Annotated in this window: 18 protein-coding genes; 12 read left to right on the top strand and 6 right to left on the bottom strand. The window is 63.3% G+C overall.

Translation table 11 applies throughout. From position 1 onward, the window contains the following. Window positions 1–8 precede the first annotated feature (8 nt). Entirely contained in the window at window positions 9–854 is an 846-nt protein-coding gene (locus BM269_RS02390; protein ID WP_090435411.1) for a fumarylacetoacetate hydrolase family protein, read from the top strand. A 64-nt stretch (window positions 855–918) separates the two neighbouring features. On the opposite strand, the gene BM269_RS02385 is transcribed toward BM269_RS02390, so the two are convergent. Further along, window positions 919–2256 (bottom strand): aspartate aminotransferase family protein, encoded by a 1338-nt coding sequence (locus tag BM269_RS02385; RefSeq protein ID WP_090435410.1) that lies wholly within the window; start codon window positions 2254–2256, stop codon window positions 919–921. Window positions 2257–2352: 96 nt separating this feature from the next. Between BM269_RS02385 and BM269_RS02380 the strand changes: the two genes are divergently transcribed. The 7 genes from BM269_RS02380 to BM269_RS29720 all read left to right on the top strand — a co-directional run bounded on the left by BM269_RS02380 (window position 2353) and on the right by BM269_RS29720 (window position 8347). Continuing rightward, window positions 2353–2907: a carboxymuconolactone decarboxylase family protein gene (locus BM269_RS02380; protein WP_090435405.1), complete on the top strand. Its 555-nt coding sequence runs from the start codon at window positions 2353–2355 to the stop codon at window positions 2905–2907. A gap of 80 nt (window positions 2908–2987) precedes the next feature. Then, window positions 2988–3575, top strand: coding sequence for a (2Fe-2S)-binding protein (locus BM269_RS02375; protein WP_090435402.1), 588 nt, complete (start codon window positions 2988–2990; stop codon window positions 3573–3575). 11 nt (window positions 3576–3586) lie between these two features. Further along, window positions 3587–4573, top strand: a complete 987-nt coding sequence (locus tag BM269_RS02370; protein WP_090435399.1) for an FAD binding domain-containing protein — start codon at window positions 3587–3589, stop codon at window positions 4571–4573. Further along, window positions 4570–6780, top strand: coding sequence for a xanthine dehydrogenase family protein molybdopterin-binding subunit (locus BM269_RS02365; protein ID WP_090435395.1), 2211 nt, complete (start codon window positions 4570–4572; stop codon window positions 6778–6780). The genes BM269_RS02370 and BM269_RS02365 overlap by 4 nt, the downstream gene beginning before the upstream one ends. A gap of 174 nt (window positions 6781–6954) precedes the next feature. After that, window positions 6955–7710 (top strand): alpha/beta fold hydrolase, encoded by a 756-nt coding sequence (locus BM269_RS02360; RefSeq protein ID WP_170860256.1) that lies wholly within the window; start codon window positions 6955–6957, stop codon window positions 7708–7710. Window positions 7711–7742: 32 nt separating this feature from the next. Next, the gene (locus BM269_RS02355; RefSeq protein WP_090435392.1) at window positions 7743–8174 is read left to right on the top strand and encodes a MarR family winged helix-turn-helix transcriptional regulator; all 432 of its coding nucleotides are present in this window, start codon (window positions 7743–7745) and stop codon (window positions 8172–8174) included. Beyond that, a complete protein-coding gene (locus BM269_RS29720; protein WP_373994373.1) occupies window positions 8174–8347 on the top strand; it encodes a VOC family protein in 174 nt (57 codons plus the stop codon). The genes BM269_RS02355 and BM269_RS29720 overlap by 1 nt, the downstream gene beginning before the upstream one ends. Before the next feature lie 67 nt (window positions 8348–8414). Here the strand turns inward: BM269_RS29720 and BM269_RS02345 are convergent, their stop codons facing one another. Genes BM269_RS02345 through yjgA form a run of 3 tightly spaced genes read right to left on the bottom strand, consistent with a single transcriptional unit; the run spans window position 8415 to window position 10289 of the window. Next, window positions 8415–9083 carry an alpha/beta hydrolase gene (locus BM269_RS02345; RefSeq protein WP_090435388.1) on the bottom strand — a complete coding sequence of 223 codons (669 nt, stop codon included), beginning with the start codon at window positions 9081–9083 and terminating at the stop codon, window positions 8415–8417. Continuing rightward, entirely contained in the window at window positions 9080–9688 is a 609-nt protein-coding gene (gene mog / locus BM269_RS02340; RefSeq protein ID WP_090435385.1) for a molybdopterin adenylyltransferase, read from the bottom strand. Before mog ends, BM269_RS02345 begins: the two co-directional genes overlap by 4 nt. Beyond that, window positions 9681–10289, bottom strand: a complete 609-nt coding sequence (gene yjgA, locus BM269_RS02335) for a ribosome biogenesis factor YjgA (RefSeq protein ID WP_090435383.1) — start codon at window positions 10287–10289, stop codon at window positions 9681–9683. The genes mog and yjgA overlap by 8 nt, the downstream gene beginning before the upstream one ends. Window positions 10290–10383: 94 nt before the next feature. Here yjgA and pmbA point away from each other — a divergent pair, with 94 nt between their 5' ends. Together pmbA and BM269_RS02325 are read left to right on the top strand one after the other, a co-directional pair. After that, entirely contained in the window at window positions 10384–11736 is a 1353-nt protein-coding gene (gene pmbA / locus BM269_RS02330) for a metalloprotease PmbA (RefSeq protein ID WP_090435380.1), read from the top strand. 51 nt (window positions 11737–11787) lie between these two features. Further along, entirely contained in the window at window positions 11788–12879 is a 1092-nt protein-coding gene (locus tag BM269_RS02325; protein ID WP_090435377.1) for a TRAP transporter substrate-binding protein, read from the top strand. A gap of 74 nt (window positions 12880–12953) precedes the next feature. On the opposite strand, the gene BM269_RS02320 is transcribed toward BM269_RS02325, so the two are convergent. Then, window positions 12954–14354 carry an aminotransferase-like domain-containing protein gene (locus tag BM269_RS02320; protein ID WP_170860255.1) on the bottom strand — a complete coding sequence of 467 codons (1401 nt, stop codon included), beginning with the start codon at window positions 14352–14354 and terminating at the stop codon, window positions 12954–12956. A 120-nt stretch (window positions 14355–14474) separates the two neighbouring features. Between BM269_RS02320 and BM269_RS02315 the strand changes: the two genes are divergently transcribed. Continuing rightward, window positions 14475–14711, top strand: a complete 237-nt coding sequence (locus BM269_RS02315; protein WP_090435581.1) for a hypothetical protein — start codon at window positions 14475–14477, stop codon at window positions 14709–14711. A 30-nt stretch (window positions 14712–14741) separates the two neighbouring features. Here the strand turns inward: BM269_RS02315 and BM269_RS02310 are convergent, their stop codons facing one another. Then, on the bottom strand, window positions 14742–15641 hold the full coding sequence (locus tag BM269_RS02310; RefSeq protein WP_090435375.1) for a LysR family transcriptional regulator: 900 nt from the start codon (window positions 15639–15641) through the stop codon (window positions 14742–14744). Between the two features lie 100 nt (window positions 15642–15741). Here BM269_RS02310 and BM269_RS02305 point away from each other — a divergent pair, with 100 nt between their 5' ends. Further along, window positions 15742–16572, top strand: coding sequence for a type 1 glutamine amidotransferase domain-containing protein (locus tag BM269_RS02305; RefSeq protein WP_090435372.1), 831 nt, complete (start codon window positions 15742–15744; stop codon window positions 16570–16572). The last annotated feature ends 11 nt before the right edge of the window (window positions 16573–16583 follow it).

Here is a 16583-nt window from a genome sequence, read left to right as displayed (position 1 = left end):
AGATGTTTATGAAACTGGTTCGTTACGGCCGTATAGGCAAAGAAAAACCTGGCCTGATCGATGAATTCGGCAAACTGCGCGACTTGTCGGGCGAGATCAGCGACTTCGCCGGCGCCAACCTGTCGGACAAGGTGCTGCGCAAGCTGGCCAAGATCGATCCCGAAACGCTGCCGGTAGTGCGCGGCAATCCGCGCTTCGGCGTACCGGTTGCCAAAGTGGGCAAGTTTATCGGCGTGGGCCTGAACTACGCCGACCACGCGCAGGAAGCCGGCCTGCCGATTCCAAGCGAACCGATTATTTTCATGAAGGCGGTCACCTGCCTGTCCGGCCCGGACGATCCGATCATGCTGCCCAAAGGCTCCAGGAAGACCGACTGGGAAGTGGAGCTGGGCGTGGTGATCGGCACCCGCGCACGCAATGTCAGCGAGGAAGAGGCGGAGAAGCACATCGCCGGTTACTGCGTGGTGAACGACGTGTCCGAGCGCGAGTTCCAGTTGGAGAACGGCGGCACCTGGGACAAGGGCAAGGGTTGCGATACCTTCGGCCCGGTCGGCCCGTGGCTGGTGACGCGCGACGAGGTGTGGGACCTGGACCAGCTGGATCTCTATCTCGAGGTGAATGACAAGCGTATGCAGACCGGTTGCACCGAGACCATGATCTTCAAGGTGCCGCAGCTGGTTGCCTACATCTCGCGCTTCATGACGCTGGAGCCGGGCGATATCATCGCCACCGGCACGCCGCCCGGTGTCGGACTGGCGCGCAAGCGCTTCCTGAAGAAGGGCGATTTCGTGCGGCTGGGGATTGCCGGCCTGGGCGAACAACAGCAGGACGTGATCGGTTACCAGGAATTCTAAACCGGTAATTCAGTGCCTGACCCGCAGGGTCAGGCACTTGGCCCGCGGCTGCCGTTTGCCGGATTCAGGCCGGCCGCACCCGCAGCAACGCCCGCTCCAGCCCATCACTCAAGCGCGCCACGATCTGCTGCAAATCCACCTCGGTCGCAATGAACGGCGGCGCCAGGAGAACATGGTCCCCGCGCCGGCCGTCGATGGTCCCGCCCATTGGATACACCATCAACCCGCACTCCATGCAGGCATCCTTCACCGCCGCATGCAGCCGCAGATCCGGATCGAACGGCCGCTTGCCCTCCCGCTCCTGCACCAGCTCCAAGGCCAGCAGCATTCCGCGCCCCCTGATATCACCCACATGCGGATGCATCGCAAACGCATCGCGCAACATGCGCTTGAACGAAGCCCCGCGCACCGTCACGGCCCCCAGCAACGAATCGCGCCGGATCACCTTCTGCACTGCCAGCGCCGCCGCCGCCGCCACCGGATGCCCAACATAAGTATGCCCATGCTGGAACACCCCACTGCCTGAACGAAGCCGCTGCACGATATGGTCGCGCGCCACCACGGCACCGATCGGCTGGTAGCCGGCCCCCAGCCCCTTGCCCAGCGCAACGATGTCCGGCACCACGCCTTCCTGCTCGATCGCATACAGCGTGCCGGTGCGTCCCATGCCGCACATCACCTCATCGGCGATCATCAGAATCCCATACTTGTCGCACAGCGCCCGCACGCCCTTGAAATAACCCGGCGTGGGCGGCACCGCTCCGCTGGTGGCGCCAACCACCGTCTCGGCGCAGAAGCCGATCACGTGCTGCGGCCCCAGGTCGAGGATCTTGGCCTCCAGCTCCTGCAGCAGGGTGGCCGTGTACTCGTGCACATCCTGGCCGGCGCGGCGCTCACGGTATTCGAAGCAGGGCGAGACCCGCGCCACATCCATCAGCAGCGGCTCGAAATGGCGCCGGCGATACTCGTTGCCGCCCAGGGCCAGCGCGCCCAGCGTGTTGCCGTGATAGCTCTGGCGCCGCGCGATGAACACGCGGCGTTCGGTGTCGCCGTGCTCGACGAAGTACTGGCGCGCCAGCTTGAGCGCAGCCTCGATCGCCTCCGATCCGCCCGATACCAGATAGGCATGATTCAAATCGCCCGGCGCATCCTGTGCCAGACGGTCACCCAGCTCCTCCGCCACTTCGGTCGTAAAGAAGGAGGTATGCGCATAGGCGGCCACCTTGAGTTGCGACTGCATCGCCGCCAGCACGTCCGGGTGACCATGCCCCAGCGAGGAAACAGCGGCGCCGCCACTGGCATCGAGATAGGTTTTGCCCTCGCTGTCGCGCACTTGCATGCCGAAAGCGCAGACTGCAACGGACGGCGTGCGGCGCAGGTCGCGGTGGATCAGGTGGGTCATGGCAGCTCCTCGCAGGGTTGGTGGTCCAAGGACATTAGCGCGCGTGCCGCAGCGCCGTTTTGATTTTTCTCCTGTCCTGTGCGACCATTTGTCGCTATGAATGAACGACTAGGACCCATTCCCACTGCGGAGATGACAGCCGAGCAGCGTGCCGCCGCACAGGCCGTCATCGATGGCCCGCGCGGCGCCCTGTATGGCCCCTTTGTGCCCTTGCTGCACAGCCCTGAGCTGATGGCTTGCACCCAGCGGCTGGGCGAATACCTGCGCTACCGCAGCGCCATTGGCACCCGGCTGACCGAACTGGCCATCCTGGTGACCTCCCGCCACTGGGACCAGCAGGTGGAATGGGCGATCCACGCCCCTATCGCGGCACAGGAAGGGATCCCGCAGCTGGTGATCGACGCCATCGCTACCCGCCAGGCGCCGCAAGGCTTGCAGCCTGACGAGCAGGCCGTCTACGATTTTTGCCACGAACTGCACAGCACCAAGCAGGTCAGCGATGCCACCTGGGCGGCTGCCATGCTGCAGTTCGGCGAAAAAGGCGTGACGGACCTGATGGGTATCAACGGCTACTACACCCTGCTGGCCATGGTGATGAATGGCGCGCGCTCGACAGCCCCACCTTCCACCGCCGCCCCCCTCGCGGAATAGCATTTGTGTGCGCGGGCTAACGGAAGCCCGGCGCACGAGCGGGCACCATCGATAGCGCTGCTTTTTCCGGGGAGCCTACGATGCCTGACCGCCGAAGTTTCCTGCAATCCGCGCTGGCTGTTGTCGGCGCCACGCAAGTGCCAGCCGCAACAGGCGCGCCGCCGCTGGCGCCGGCGACTCCCGCCGCGCCACCGCGGCCGGTGCACCTGAACATCAACGGCCGCGATTACAGCCTGTCGCTGGAACCGCGCGTGACGTTGCTGGATGCCCTGCGCGAACATATCGGCCTGGCCGGCACCAAGAAGGGCTGCGACCGCGGCCAGTGCGGCGCCTGCACCGTGCTGGTGGACGGCCGCCGCATCAATGCCTGCCTGACGCTGGCCGTCATGCACGAGGGCCAGCGCATTACCACCATCGAAGGCCTGGCGCAGGACGGCAAGCTGTCGCCGATGCAGCAAGCGTTCCTCGAACAGGATGCCTTCCAGTGCGGTTACTGCACGCCGGGGCAGATCTGTTCGGCGACCGCGCTGCTGGAAGAGGTTCGTGCGGACGGCGCCGGCTTCACCGACGAGGAAATCCGCGAGCGCATGAGCGGCAATATCTGCCGCTGCGGCGCCTATCCCAATATTGTCGCCGCCATCCGCCAAGTGGCGCTGCGGCGCAGCTGAGCGAGCGCGCCATGCAATCCATCTACTACGATCGTGCCCGCGATGCGGCGGACGCCTTGCGCCTGGCGCAGCAGGACGGTGCGCGCTTCATCGGCGGCGGCACCAACCTGCTGGACTTGATGAAGGGCGACGTCGAACACCCGCTGCGGCTGGTCGACATCACCCACGCGGGCCTGGACCGTATTGAAGAACTGCCGGGCGGCGGGCTGCGTATCGGCGCCGGCGTGCGCAATGCCGATGCCGCGCGCCATGCAGTGATCCGCCAGCACTACCCCTTGCTGACACAAGCCATGCTATCCGGCGCTTCGGCGCAGTTGCGCAATATGGCGACCATGGGCGGCAACCTGATGCAACGCACCCGCTGTCCGTATTTCACCGATACGGCCTTCAGCCGTTGCAACAAACGCCAGCCCGGTTCCGGCTGCGATGCGCGCGAGGGAGTCCAGCGCATGCATGCGATTCTCGGCGCCAGTCCGGCCTGCGTGGCAGTCAACCCCTCCGACATGAGCGTCGCACTGGCGGCGCTGGAGGCTGTGGTGTTATTGCGCGGCCCGCAAGGCAATCGCGAAGTCGCGCTGGGCGACTTCCACCGACTGCCGGGCGACGCGCCGCAGCGGGATACGCTGTTGCGGCCTGGCGAGCTGATAATCGCCATCGACCTGCCGCCGTCGCGCATGGCGCGCCACAGCCACTACCTCAAGCTGCGCGACCGCGCCAGTTATGCCTTTGCGCTGGTGTCGGTGGCGGCAGCGCTGGAGATGGATGGTGGTACCGTACGCGAGGCGCGCATCGCACTGGGCGGTGTGGCACACAAGCCCTGGCGCCGGCCGGAAGCGGAAGCCATGCTGCAAGGCCATGCGCTCGACGACGCGCAATGCCGCGCTGCCGCCCAGCGCCTGCTGGAAGGTGCGCAACCGCTGGAAGGCAACCGCTTCAAAGTCGATCTCGCGCAGCGCGCCATCGTTCGTGCGCTGCGCATCGCAGGGGAGGGCGCATGAAACAGATCGGACAAGCCATTCCCCGCACCGACGGCCGCCTGAAGGTCACGGGTGCAGCCACCTTCGCCGCAGAGCATGCCGTGCCGCGGGTGGCGCACGCAATGCTGGTGCTCAGCACCATCGCCAAGGGCCGCATCAGTGCCATCGACACTGCGCGCGCAAGCAGCATGCGCGGCGTGCTGGCGGTCATGACGCACAAGAACGCACCACGCCTGCCGCGCGAGAAGCCGGGCGGCGATGAGCAGAAACCGCCGCCGCCAAAGCTGAACCTGCTGCAGGATGATGAGATCAAATACAACGGCCAGCCAATCGCGGTCGTGGTGGCCGAAACACTGGAGCAGGCGCAAGACGCGGCGCGCGCTATCAAGGTGCGTTATGCGCTGCAACCGGCGCTGCTGGACTTCCAGGCCGCCAAGCGCAAACTGCGCAAACCGAAAGAACAGCCGGACCGGCCAATGCAGACGCAGCGCGGCAATGTGCAAGCCGGCCTGTCGCAGGCTGCCCAGCGCGTCGACGCCCTGTACAGCACGCCGATCGAGAACCACAACCCGATGGAACCGCATGCCACCATTGCCGCCTGGGAAGGCGACCACCTCACCTTGTACGATGCTACGCAGTACGTCTCCGGCGTAAGAAAGAACTGCGCCCGTGCGCTCGGCATACCGCCGGAAAAGGTAAGGGTGGTATCGCCCTACGTCGGCGGCGGGTTCGGATGCAAAGGCAATATGTGGTCGCACGTGGTGCTGGCCGCCATGGCCGCGCGCATGGCTGGCCGCCCGGTCAAGCTGGCGCTCGAGCGGCCGCAGATGTTCGCGCCGGTCGGCGCCCGCCCAATGACGGAACAACGCTTCCGCCTTGGCGCTAGCGCCGATGGCCGCCTGCTGGCGGTGGTGCACGACACCATCTCGCACACGTCGGTGCAGGACGATTTCACCGAGCCTTGCAGTTCGCCGACGCGCATGATGTACGCCAGCGACAGCCTGCAGACCACGCAGCAACTGGCGACGCTGAACGTCGGCGTGCCCACCTATATGCGCGCCCCGGGAGAGGCGACAGGCAGTTTCGCCCTCGAGTGCGCCATCGATGAAATGGCCTATGCGTTGAACATGGACCCGGTGGCCCTGCGGCTGCAGAACTACGCCGAACAGGATCCGGAAAAGAACATTCCTTTCTCAGCCAAGCAACTGCGCGAGTGTTACAAGGTTGCTGCTGAACGCTTCGGCTGGGCCAAGCGGACTTCGGCGCCACGCTCGATGAAGGCCGGCCGCACGCTGGTCGGTTGGGGCATGGCCACGGCCACCTATCCCGCCAACCGCATGCCGGCCAAGGCATGGGCCAGCATTGCGCCTGACGGCACGGCGCTGGTGCGCTGCGGTTCACAGGATATCGGCACCGGCACCTACACCATCATGACCCAGGTGGCGGCCGACGCGCTGGGCCTGCCGCTCGAGAAGGTGCGCTTTGAACTGGGCGATACCGAGATGCCCGAAGCACCCGTATCGGGCGGATCAATGACAGCGGCCAGCGTTGGCCCGGCCGTGCATCGCGCCTGCACGGTTGCGCGCGACAAACTGGTGGCGATGGCGGTGTCCGACAAGGATTCGCCGCTCCACGGCTTCAATGCGGCCGAAGTGGAGGCGGCCGGTGGCTGGCTGCGGCTGCGCGCCACGCCGGAACGCGGCGAGCCAATGGCAGCGGTTATAGCGCGCAATGGCGGGCAGGCGGTGAGCGGCGATGCGGAAGCCAAACCGGGCGAGGAGAAGAAGCAGTATTCCATGCATTCCTTCGGCGCCATCTTCGTGGAGGTGAATGTTGATCCAGACCTCGGCACGGTGCGCGTGCCCCGCATCGCGGCCTGCTACGACGTGGGCACGGTGCTGAATGCGAAGACCGCGCGCAGCCAGTTCATCGGCGGCATTGTCTGGGGCCTGGGCATGGCCCTGATGGAAAACACCGAGATGGACTGGCGCTACGGCCGCGCCACCAACGCCAACCTGGCCGACTACCACGTGCCGGTGAATGCCGACGTCGGCGACATCGACGTGGTGGCGTTACCGGGCAATGACACGCGCTTCAATGAACTGGGTGCGCGCGGCATTGGCGAGATCGGCATCGTCGGCGTAGCCGCCGCGGTGGCGAACGCGGTCTATCACGCCACAGGAAAACGGGTACGCGACCTGCCGATTACACTGGATAAACTGGTTTGAGCAGCATGGCGGTTCCGCGTCGGCAAGCGCGGCAGGATCTAAGCCAAGGCGAGTAATTCAAGTTTCTCTCCCAATCGATAGAAATAATTTGCACACTAACGATTAGTGCGCTATATTTATATCCATGCGCTGAGCGCGCTAATCATTAATACACTACTTATAAGGAGCTTCGCCATGAAAACGTCCATCAAATCCGCCCTGTTTGCTGCTTCCCTGGTTGCCGGCGCCGCCATTGCCCCTGCCCACGCTGCCGAAGACACCACTGTCGTACTGGTACACGGCGCCTTCGCCGACGGCTCCGCCTGGAACAAGGTCATCCCGATCCTGCAGAAACAGGGTGTCAAGGTGGTATCGGTGCAGAATCCGCTGACCTCCCTGGCGGACGACGTGGCCTTTGCCCAGCGCGTGATCGATGCGCAAAGCGGCAAGGTGGTCCTGGTCGGCCACTCCTGGGGCGGCGCGGTGATCACCCAGGCTGGCGCCAGCGATAAGGTGAAATCCCTGGTCTACGTGGCCGCTTTCGCGCCATCGGAAGGCGAGGTGGTTGGTGAAGTGGGCAAGGACTTCCCGCTGCCACCCGGCATCGCCACCCTGAAACCCGACAACAACGGCTTCATTTACCTGTCGGCGGAATCGATGGCCGTCAACTTCGCGCAGGACCTGACTCCTGCCGAGCACCGCCTGATGACCGCGACCCAAGGCCCGATCAAGGCCAGCGCCTTCGGCGACAAGGTCGACGTGGCCGCGTGGAAGACCAAGCCGAGCTACTACATTGTCGCGTCCAAGGATCGCATGATCGATCCGGGCCTGCAGAAATCCTTCGCTGCCAAGATGAACGCGACCACCACCACGCTGCCGACCAGCCATGTGCCGATGGCGTCGCAACCGGAAGCGGTGGCGAAGGTGATCCTGGCCGCGGTCAAGCGTTAATCCCAAAGGGGGGCTGTGCTACAGTACGCGCCATGGAAAAACGCACGCCCCCTACGCTGGACCAGCATCTCTGCTTCAAGCTGTATTCGACTTCGCTGAAGGTGACGCAGCTCTACAAGCCTATCCTGGCTCCGCTCAACCTGACCTATCCCCAGTACCTGGTGATGGTGGTGTTGTGGCAGCAGGAGGGCTTGGGCATCAAGGGCCTGGCCGAGCGACTGCAGCAGGACTCCGGCTCGATCACGCCGCTGGTCAAGCGGCTGGAGGCGGAAGGTTATCTGGTGCGCGACCGCGATCCGAACGATGAGCGCAACCGCGTGCTGACCTTGACCGACAGAGGCCGCAAGCTGCGCGCCGAAGGCCTGAAGGTGAGCGAAAAGATTGCCGAGGCTTGCGCCATCACAGCCGGTGATGTGGAGCGGTTGGCGGCAGGGTTGGACAAGTTGAGCAGCAACCTCGGTTGATGCTTCGCTCCTGGCGGAGCATTTGTCGTCGAACGCAGCAGCAGATTATCCTCAATTTCCCGGTGAAGGACCTGAACCGGTCCAAGGCTTTCTTATCCGCGCTCGGTTTTACTTTCAACGAGCAATTGAGCGGCGAGAACGCGGCGTTCATGAACGTCGCCTTTCATGTATGACCAGGGTTTCGAAGACCTGGATGGCCACCTGTGGAACCTGGTCTGGTCGGCGTCGTGAGGCGTTGTCTTATGCGAGCACTTTCTTCAGCCATGCCGAGATGTGTACCAGTTCTTCGGCGCAGGCGGAATGCTGCATCGGATAGTCGTGCCATTCAATCTGGTAGCCCAGCTTCGCCAGCAGGTCGCGCGATGCCACCGCGCGGTCGATCGGGATCACCGGGTCCATACGGCCGTGCACCATGAAGACCGGGGTCTCCTGGTTGGCAGCGTGGCGCTCGGCGGCCACCTTGTCGGCCAGCGGCACGTAGCCGGAAAGGCACATCAGGCCTGCCAGCTTCTTGGGATAGCGCAGGCCGGCCTGCAATGTCATCGCACAGCCTTGCGAGAAGCCGCCCAGCACGATGCGGTCGGCAGGAACGCCGCGCGCGATTTCGCGTTCGATCAGCGCGTCGACCAGGATCTGCGACTCGCGCAAGCCTTTCTCATCTTCCTGGCGACCCAGGTCGGTGTGGATGATGTCGTACCACGAGCGCATGACGTAGCCGCCGTTGATCGTTACCGGCATGGTGTTCGCATGCGGGAAGATGAAGCGGATACCCGGCAGGCCGCTCAGGTTCAGCTCATTGACGATAGGCGCCCAGCCTTCGCCGCTGTCGCCCAGGCCGTGCATCCAGATCACGGACACTTCCGGATTGGGCTTGCTGTCGATGACGATGGAATCCAGCAGGTGGGTCATGCGTTGTCCTTCTTGCGAATGGCGGATTTGGGGCGGAATGCCTTGCACACGGCGTCGTTGGTTTCAGCGTAAGGACCGCCGATCAGGTCGATGCAGTAAGGGACGGCTGCGAACACGCCGCCGACCAGTTGCTTGCCGTCGGCATCCTTCAGGCCTTCCAGGGTTTCCTTGATGGCTTTCGGCTGGCCCGGCAGGTTGATCACGAGGGCAGCGTGGCCGGCGGTCTCGCGGATGACGGCGACCTGGCGCGACAGGATGGCGGTCGGTACGAAGGCCAGGCTGACCTGGCGCATCTGCTCGCCGAAGCCCGGCATTTCCTTGGTGGCGATGGCCAGTGTGGCTTCCGGCGTCACGTCGCGGCGCGCCGGACCGGTGCCGCCGGTGGTCAGCACCAGGTGGCAGCGCACGTTGTCGACCAGGTCCACCAGGGTGGACTCGATCTGCGCGCGTTCATCGGGAATCAGGCGCGTTTCGAAACGCAACGGGCTGGTCAGGGCGCTGCGCAGCCACTCTTCCAGCGCCGGAATGCCCTGGTCCTGGTACACGCCGCCGCTGGCGCGGTCGGAGACCGATACCAGGCCAACGACGAGCGTTTCGTCACTCATCTTCATCGCCTTCGGGCGCGTCGACGTCCACCTCCTCGCCTGGCGACGGAGCGGCGGCGGCCGGCTTGTTCAGGTCCTTCAGGATCTGGAAGATTTCGCGGTAGGCCTTCGGCGGTTTGTTTTCAGCCTGCTCCTTGCGGGCGTTGCGGATCAGGGTGCGCAGGTGCTGCACATCCAGCTGCGGCGCTTCTTCCAGCAGTGCGGTCAGGGCCTTGTCGTCGGCCAGCAGCTTGTCGCGGCGGCGTTCCAGCGCGTGCAGGGCGGCGGTATCGGCCTTGGAGGCGCCTTTCCAACCTTCGATGGTGCGCTTGATGGCAGCCACTTCCTCTTCGGACAGGGTGCGCATCTTCTTGCCGATGAATTGCATCTGGCGGCGGCGGCCTTCGTGGTTATTGATATTTTGGCATTCAAGAATGACATCACGCACATCTTCCGGCATCGGCACGCGCTTGACTCGGTCGCGCGGCGCTTCCACCAGTTCCTTGCCCAGCGCTTGCAGCGCGTCGGACTGGCGTTTCAGCTCGGTTTTGGAAGGGCGTTCGTATTCTTGTTCGAACTCGCTGGACTGAAAGCCCACCGAGCCACGGTTTGGATTTGGCATGATATGGACGGCAGGGGCTTACACACCCCACCTGTAAAAACGGTAAACGGCTGCTATGATAACTGTTTTAACGCCCAGACCCCTAAAACACCCCATGAGCGAATCCGCCTTCTCCTATTCCCAGGACCAGCTGAAACAGCTGGCACGCGACGTTTTGAAGTACGCGCGCGAGCAGGGCGGTTCCGATGCCGCCGTCGAGATCAGCGAAGGCAGCGGGCTCTCGGTCTCGGTCCGCAAGAGCAAGATTGAAACCATCGAGCAAAACCGCGACAAGGGCATCGGCGTCACCGTGTTCATCGGCCAAAAACGCGGCAATGCCAGCACTTCCGATTTTTCCCCCGCTTCGCTGAAGGCGACCGTGGAAGCGGCCTACAACATCGCCCGCTTCACGGCGGAAGACGATTGCGCCGGCCTGGCGGAAGAAGAGCTGCTGGAAAAGAATCCTCAAGACCTGCAACTGTTCTATCCATGGGCGATTTCCACGGAAGAAGCGGTGGTCCTGGCGCAGCGCGCTGAAGCAGCGGCCTTCGCGGTCGATCCGCGCGTGACCAATAGCGAAGGCGCCGGCGTGCATGTGCAGCAGTCGCACTTCGTGTCGGCCAACTCGCGCGGCTTCATCGGCGGCTATCCTTACTCGCGCCACACCCTCTCGGTGACACCGATCGCGGGCAAGGGCGCCAAGATGCAGCGCGACGACTGGTACACCTCGGTGCGCGATCCCAAGAAAATGGCGAGTGCAGAGGCGGTCGGTCGCTATGCCGCCGAACGCTCGCTGGCCCGCCTGAACGCGCGCAAGCTGGCGACCCGAACCTGCCCGGTACTGTTCGAGGCGCCGCTGGCAGCCGGCCTGCTGGGCGCCTTCGTCCAGGCCACGTCGGGCGGCGCGCTGTACCGCAAGTCCACCTTCCTGGTCGATTCGCTGGGCAAGGACGTCTTCCCCTCGCACATCCAGGTCAAGGAAGACCCGCACGTGGTCGGCGCCATCGGTTCCGCGCCGTTCGATGAAGAAGGCGTGCGCACCCACAAGCGCGAGGTGGTCAAGAACGGCGTGTTGCAGGGTTACTTCCTGTCGACCTATTCGGCGCGCAAGCTGGGCATGAAAACCACCGGCAATGCCGGCGGCTCGCACAACCTCACCATTACTTCCTCGAACACCAGGAAGGACGACGACTTTGCCGGCATGTTGCGCAAGATGGGCACCGGCCTGCTGGTCACCGAGTTGATGGGCCAGGGCACCAACTACGTCACCGGCGATTACAGCCGCGGCGCGTCCGGCTATTGGGTGGAGAATGGCGTGATCCAGTACCCGGTGGAAGAGATCACCATCGCCGGCAATATGAAGGATATGTTCAAGGACATCGTCGGCATTGGCACCGATGTCCTGGTGCGCGGCACCAAGCAAACCGGCTCGATCCTGATTGAAAAGATGGTGGTTGCCGGGAACTAAATATTTCCATACACTGTCCCGAGATAAAACCCTCATAAGGAGACAGTACGTATGGAACGTCGTTCCTTTATCAAGAAGGCCGCAGCAGGTGCGGGCGCAGGAGTTATCGCCGCACCGGCTGTCGCCGCCGAAATGCCTGCCATCACCTGGCGCCTGGCATCCAGCTTTCCCAAATCCCTCGACACCATTTACGGCGCAGCCGACACGTTCACCAAACGCGTGTCGCAGCTGACCGGTGGCAAGTTCAATATTCGCGTATTCGCCGCCGGCGAAATCGTGCCGGGCCTGCAGGTGCTGGATGCGGTACAGGCGGGTACGGTGGAATGCGGCCACAGCGCTTCATACTACTACTACGGCAAGGACGCAACGTTCTCCCTCGACTGCGCGGTGCCGTTCGGGCTGACCTCGCGCCAGCACACCGCCTGGTACGACCAGGGCGGCGGCAAGGAGCTGCTGCGCGCCTTCTATAAGGACTACGGCGTGATGAACTTCATCGCCGGCAACTCGGGCACCCAGATGGGCGGCTGGTTCCGCAAGGAAGTCAAATCCGTGGCCGACCTGAAGGGCACCAAGATGCGCATCGCCGGCCTGGCCGGCAAGGTGATGGAGCGCCTGGGCGCGGTGCCGCAGCAGCTGGCTGGTGGCGACATCTATCCCGCGCTGGAAAAAGGCACCATCGACGCGGCGGAATGGGTTGGTCCATACGACGACGAGAAGCTGGGCTTCTACAAAGTCGCACCGTTCTACTACTATCCGGGCTGGTGGGAACCGGGTGCTTCCTTCACCTTGTACGTCAACATCAAGGAGTGGGAGAAGCTGCCGAAGGAATACCAGGCCGCACTGGAATGCGCTTCTTACGAGGCACACGTGGTGATGCAGGCCGAGTACGACTTCAAGAACCCGAGCGCGCTGGGCCGTCTGATGAAAAACGGCGTCAAGCTGCGCAACTACTCCAACGACATCATGGAAGCGGCGTACAAGGCTTCCAATGAGCTGATGGCGGAGGAGGCTTCGAAGAACGCCAAGTTCGCCAAGATCTACGAACCGTGGAAGCGCTTCCGCAACGACCAGAACCAGTGGGCGTCGGTGGCGGAATCGACCATGCAGAACTTCCTGATCAAGGCTGGCCGAGGAGGGAAGTAATCAAGCCATGCCCCGCAGCGCTCATCCGGCGCTGCGGGCGCGGAACAGCGATGGCGCCGGCCAGGCGGCGCTAGTTAAACCACGGCAGCGCTGAACGACTCGGGCCGCCGCGCAAGCAGATGAGACAGCCGTTGAAGCCCCGCCTGTAAGCGCCCACGGTCTTTGATGTTGCCCAAAGAGATCCGTATTGCATTCACGGATTCGCTGCCAGTCGCGAATGCCTCCGCCGGCGTGACTGCGATGCCTTCGCTGGCGGCTGCACGCGCAAGCTGCAACGAGTTCCAATATGCCGGCAACTCGAGCCATACATGCAGGCCGTCTCCAGCGCCGCAGTAACGCCCCGCCAGAATATCCCTAGCCATCCGGTGGCGCAGGCGCGCCTCCTTGCGCACCCCTTCCATCAATCCGCCAGCGGAACCGTCGAAGATCCACTGAGTGGCCAATGCGGCCGTCAGAGGAGCGACCATCAACGCAAATGATCTTAGCGCGACCAGGAACCGTTCGCGTTCTTGCGGGTCGCGTATCAGCACGAAGGCGACACGCAAGCCGGGCGTCAGGCATTTCGACAGGGTCGAAATGTAGTACACCTGTTCCGGGGCCAAGGAGGCAATAGGCGGAGGCGGGGCATCGGCAAGAAGCAAGTAGGGATCGTCCTCAACGATGCGTACCTTGCAGCGCTGCGCGATGCTGGCGAGCTCCCTGCGCCGGCGTATCGGCATGGTGATGGCGGTCGGGTTCTGCAATGTCGGATTGAGGTAGACCAAGCCGGGCTTGTGCTGGCGGCACGCTTTTTCGAGCATCTCCGGCACCATCCCGTGCTTGTCCGCTTGCACGGCAATGAGGTGCCGGCCAAATTGGGTCGCTGCGGCGCGCAAGCCGGGATAACTCATTGGCTCTGCCAGGATAATATCGCCAGGCTTCGTCAGCGCAAGGATTAATGCGGCGATCGCCGCTTGCGCACCGGGACAGACAACAACCTGCCGGGAATCCAGATGGTCAAACATCGGTTCGAGCCATTTGGCTCCAGCGTGACGGTCAGAGTCGCTGCCCCCGGCCAAGTGGTAAGTCATCAGCAATTCGCTATCTGCCCTCATCAGTACTTGAGACAAACCCTGTTTCAACATGTCGTCGAAGTCCACGCCATCCGGCGGCGGTGGGGTATTCATGCTCAGGTCGAGGATCGAGGTCAATTCGACTTTCGGCGCCGCGACATACGTGCCCCGGGCGCCGCGGCCCTCCAACAAGTTGCGGCGCCGGGCTTCGTCGTACGCGCGCGTGATCGTTGTCAGGTCGACGCCCAGCTGTGCTGCCAGCTGGCGCTGCGGAGGAAGACGGTCACCCGCCTTCAGCGATCCATCTGCCACCGCCGCCTGCAACGCATCCGCAATCTGCAAGAAACGTGGCCCGCCATGCAGCGCCAATCGGGGCAACCAGATTGGCAAATGTGCATTTTGTATGGTTTTCGGCTGGGACATTTTGTCTCAATGTATGGAAGTTGCTTTCAAGTAGTATGCACAAGAGCGCGCAGCAACGCCATCTTGCATGGCAGTCGCTGACGGATAGAGTCAAGTAATAGTCCTGGAAATATGCAAAAGATGGATTGGATCCCGATAGTCTTGGTTACGTTCAAATTTCTCGTGCTCGGCACGGGCATGTTCTTCGCCATCAAGTGGCATTACGACCAAGGGAAGAAGGAGAATGGAAAAGAGAGGCGCGCTGTGCTAAGCGCGGGCGGCAAGGTCGCCGCAGTCTTCGTGTTATCGCTCCTGGGGGTGGGGTTCGCGACCGTCGTCCTTGGCAGGATGCTGGGTTTGGACTTGAGCTTCCCGTGATGGTGGACGACAAGAACCGTAAGGGCGGCCCTACGTCTCGCCAAGGAGGCAAGCAAGCAAGGCACGCGCCGCGGCCGTCATTCGGCGCTGCGGCGTGTAGATCAAGGAGAAGGGCCGGCTGCGGCCCTTCAATTCTGGCAGCACTTCCACCAGCACGCCGCGTTCCAGGCGGTCCTGTGCGATGAAGCGGAAGGTCTGGCATATACCCAGTCCTGCCTCTGCCAGCGATACCGTTCCCAGCGCATCATCCGTCACCTGCAATGCCGATTCCGGCGGCCAGTCCAGCTCCTCGCCTCGGCGCATGAATTGCCAGGGAAAGGCGCGCCCCGTGCTGGGTAGCAGGAAGGTCAGGCAATCATGCTCCGCCAGCGCATCGAGGTCGCGCGGCAAGCCTCGCCGCTGCACGTATGCCGGCGAACAGACCAGCACCAACTGGGCGTCTTCCAGCTTGCGGGCGATCATGCCGCTGTCTTTCAGGGCGCCCTGGCGGATGGCGAAGTCGAAATTCTCGCCCGCAAGGTCGACGTTGCGGTTGGTGATGTTCAGCTCCACGCGCACCGACGGATAGCATTCGGCGAACTGTTGCAGCAGGGCGGGCAAGCGGTAATGGCCGAAGGTGGTCGGGGCGCTGATGCGAATGCGGCCTGTGACTTCGCCGCCTTCAGCCTGTACGGCGCGTTCGGCGTCGTCGATCAGGGAGAGGGCGGCGCGTGTCTGTTCCAGGTACAGGCGGCCGGCATCGGTCAGTCCAAGGCTGCGCGTGGTCCTGCGCAAAAGCTGGGTGCCGAGGCGTGTTTCCAGCCTAGCCAATGCGCGGCTGATCACCGAGGGCGTGGTGGACATGGCGACAGCGGCCGCCGTCAGCGAGCCGCGTTCGACGACAGTGACGAAAGTTTCGACGTCGCTCAGGTGGTCGTATTTCCGGCTCATTATTGCCTTTAAGGGAAAAATGGTTTGGTCTGGCGGTAGTTTATCGCCGTTGGAGGTTTGAATAAAGTAGCGCCATCAACTTCCACAAAGGAGCAAAACCATGATCAAGAAACTCACCGCCATCGCCCTCGCCGCCGCCGCAATGAACGCCCATGCCGGCAACGTGCTGGTCGTGCTGTCCGACGCAGCGACGCTGGACCTGAAAGCCGGCAAGACCTTCCAGACCGGCTTTTACCTGAATGAGCTGATGCAGCCGGTGAAGATGCTGCTGGATGCCGGCCACACCATCACTTTCGCCACCCCGAACGGCAAGGCGCCCACCCTGGACAAGGGTTCGGTCAACCCCATGTTCTTCGGCGGCGACCAGGCCGCGCTGGATGCGCATCAAAAGCTGTTGGAGCAGCTGCGCCTGACCGACAGCGCCAATTCGCCGGTGGTGAGCCTGGCGCGCGTGGAGCAGCAGGGCTACGGCAAATACGACGCGGTCTACGTGCCGGGCGGCCACGCGCCGATGCAGGATTTGCTGACCAGTTCCGCATTGGGTAAGGTGTTGGCTGCCTTCCACCAGGACGGCAAGCCGACCGCGCTGGTGTGCCACGGCCCGATCGCACTGCTGTCGGCCATGCCGGACGCGAAAAGCTTCACCATGAAGCTGGCACAAGGTGCCACGCCGACCCAGCCGAAATGGATCTACGCCGGCTACAAGGTGACCGTCTTCACCAATGATGAAGAGGAAGCATCCAAGGGCCAACTGGGCGGCGGCGAAATGAAGTTCTACCCACAAACCGCGCTGCAAAAGGCCGGCCTGCAGTTCTCCAAGGCCGCCAACTGGCAGGGCAATATGGTGACAGACCGTGAACTGATCACCGGCCAGAATCCCGCTTCCGCAGCCCTGGTAGGTAAGGAATTGCTGGCACGCCTTCAAAAGTAATATGATGGGCG

The sequence above is a fragment of the Duganella sp. CF458 genome (genome assembly GCF_900113115.1).
Taxonomy (GTDB): Bacteria; Pseudomonadota; Gammaproteobacteria; order Burkholderiales; family Burkholderiaceae_D; genus Rugamonas.
This window is presented reverse-complemented; position numbering and strand designations above follow the sequence as displayed.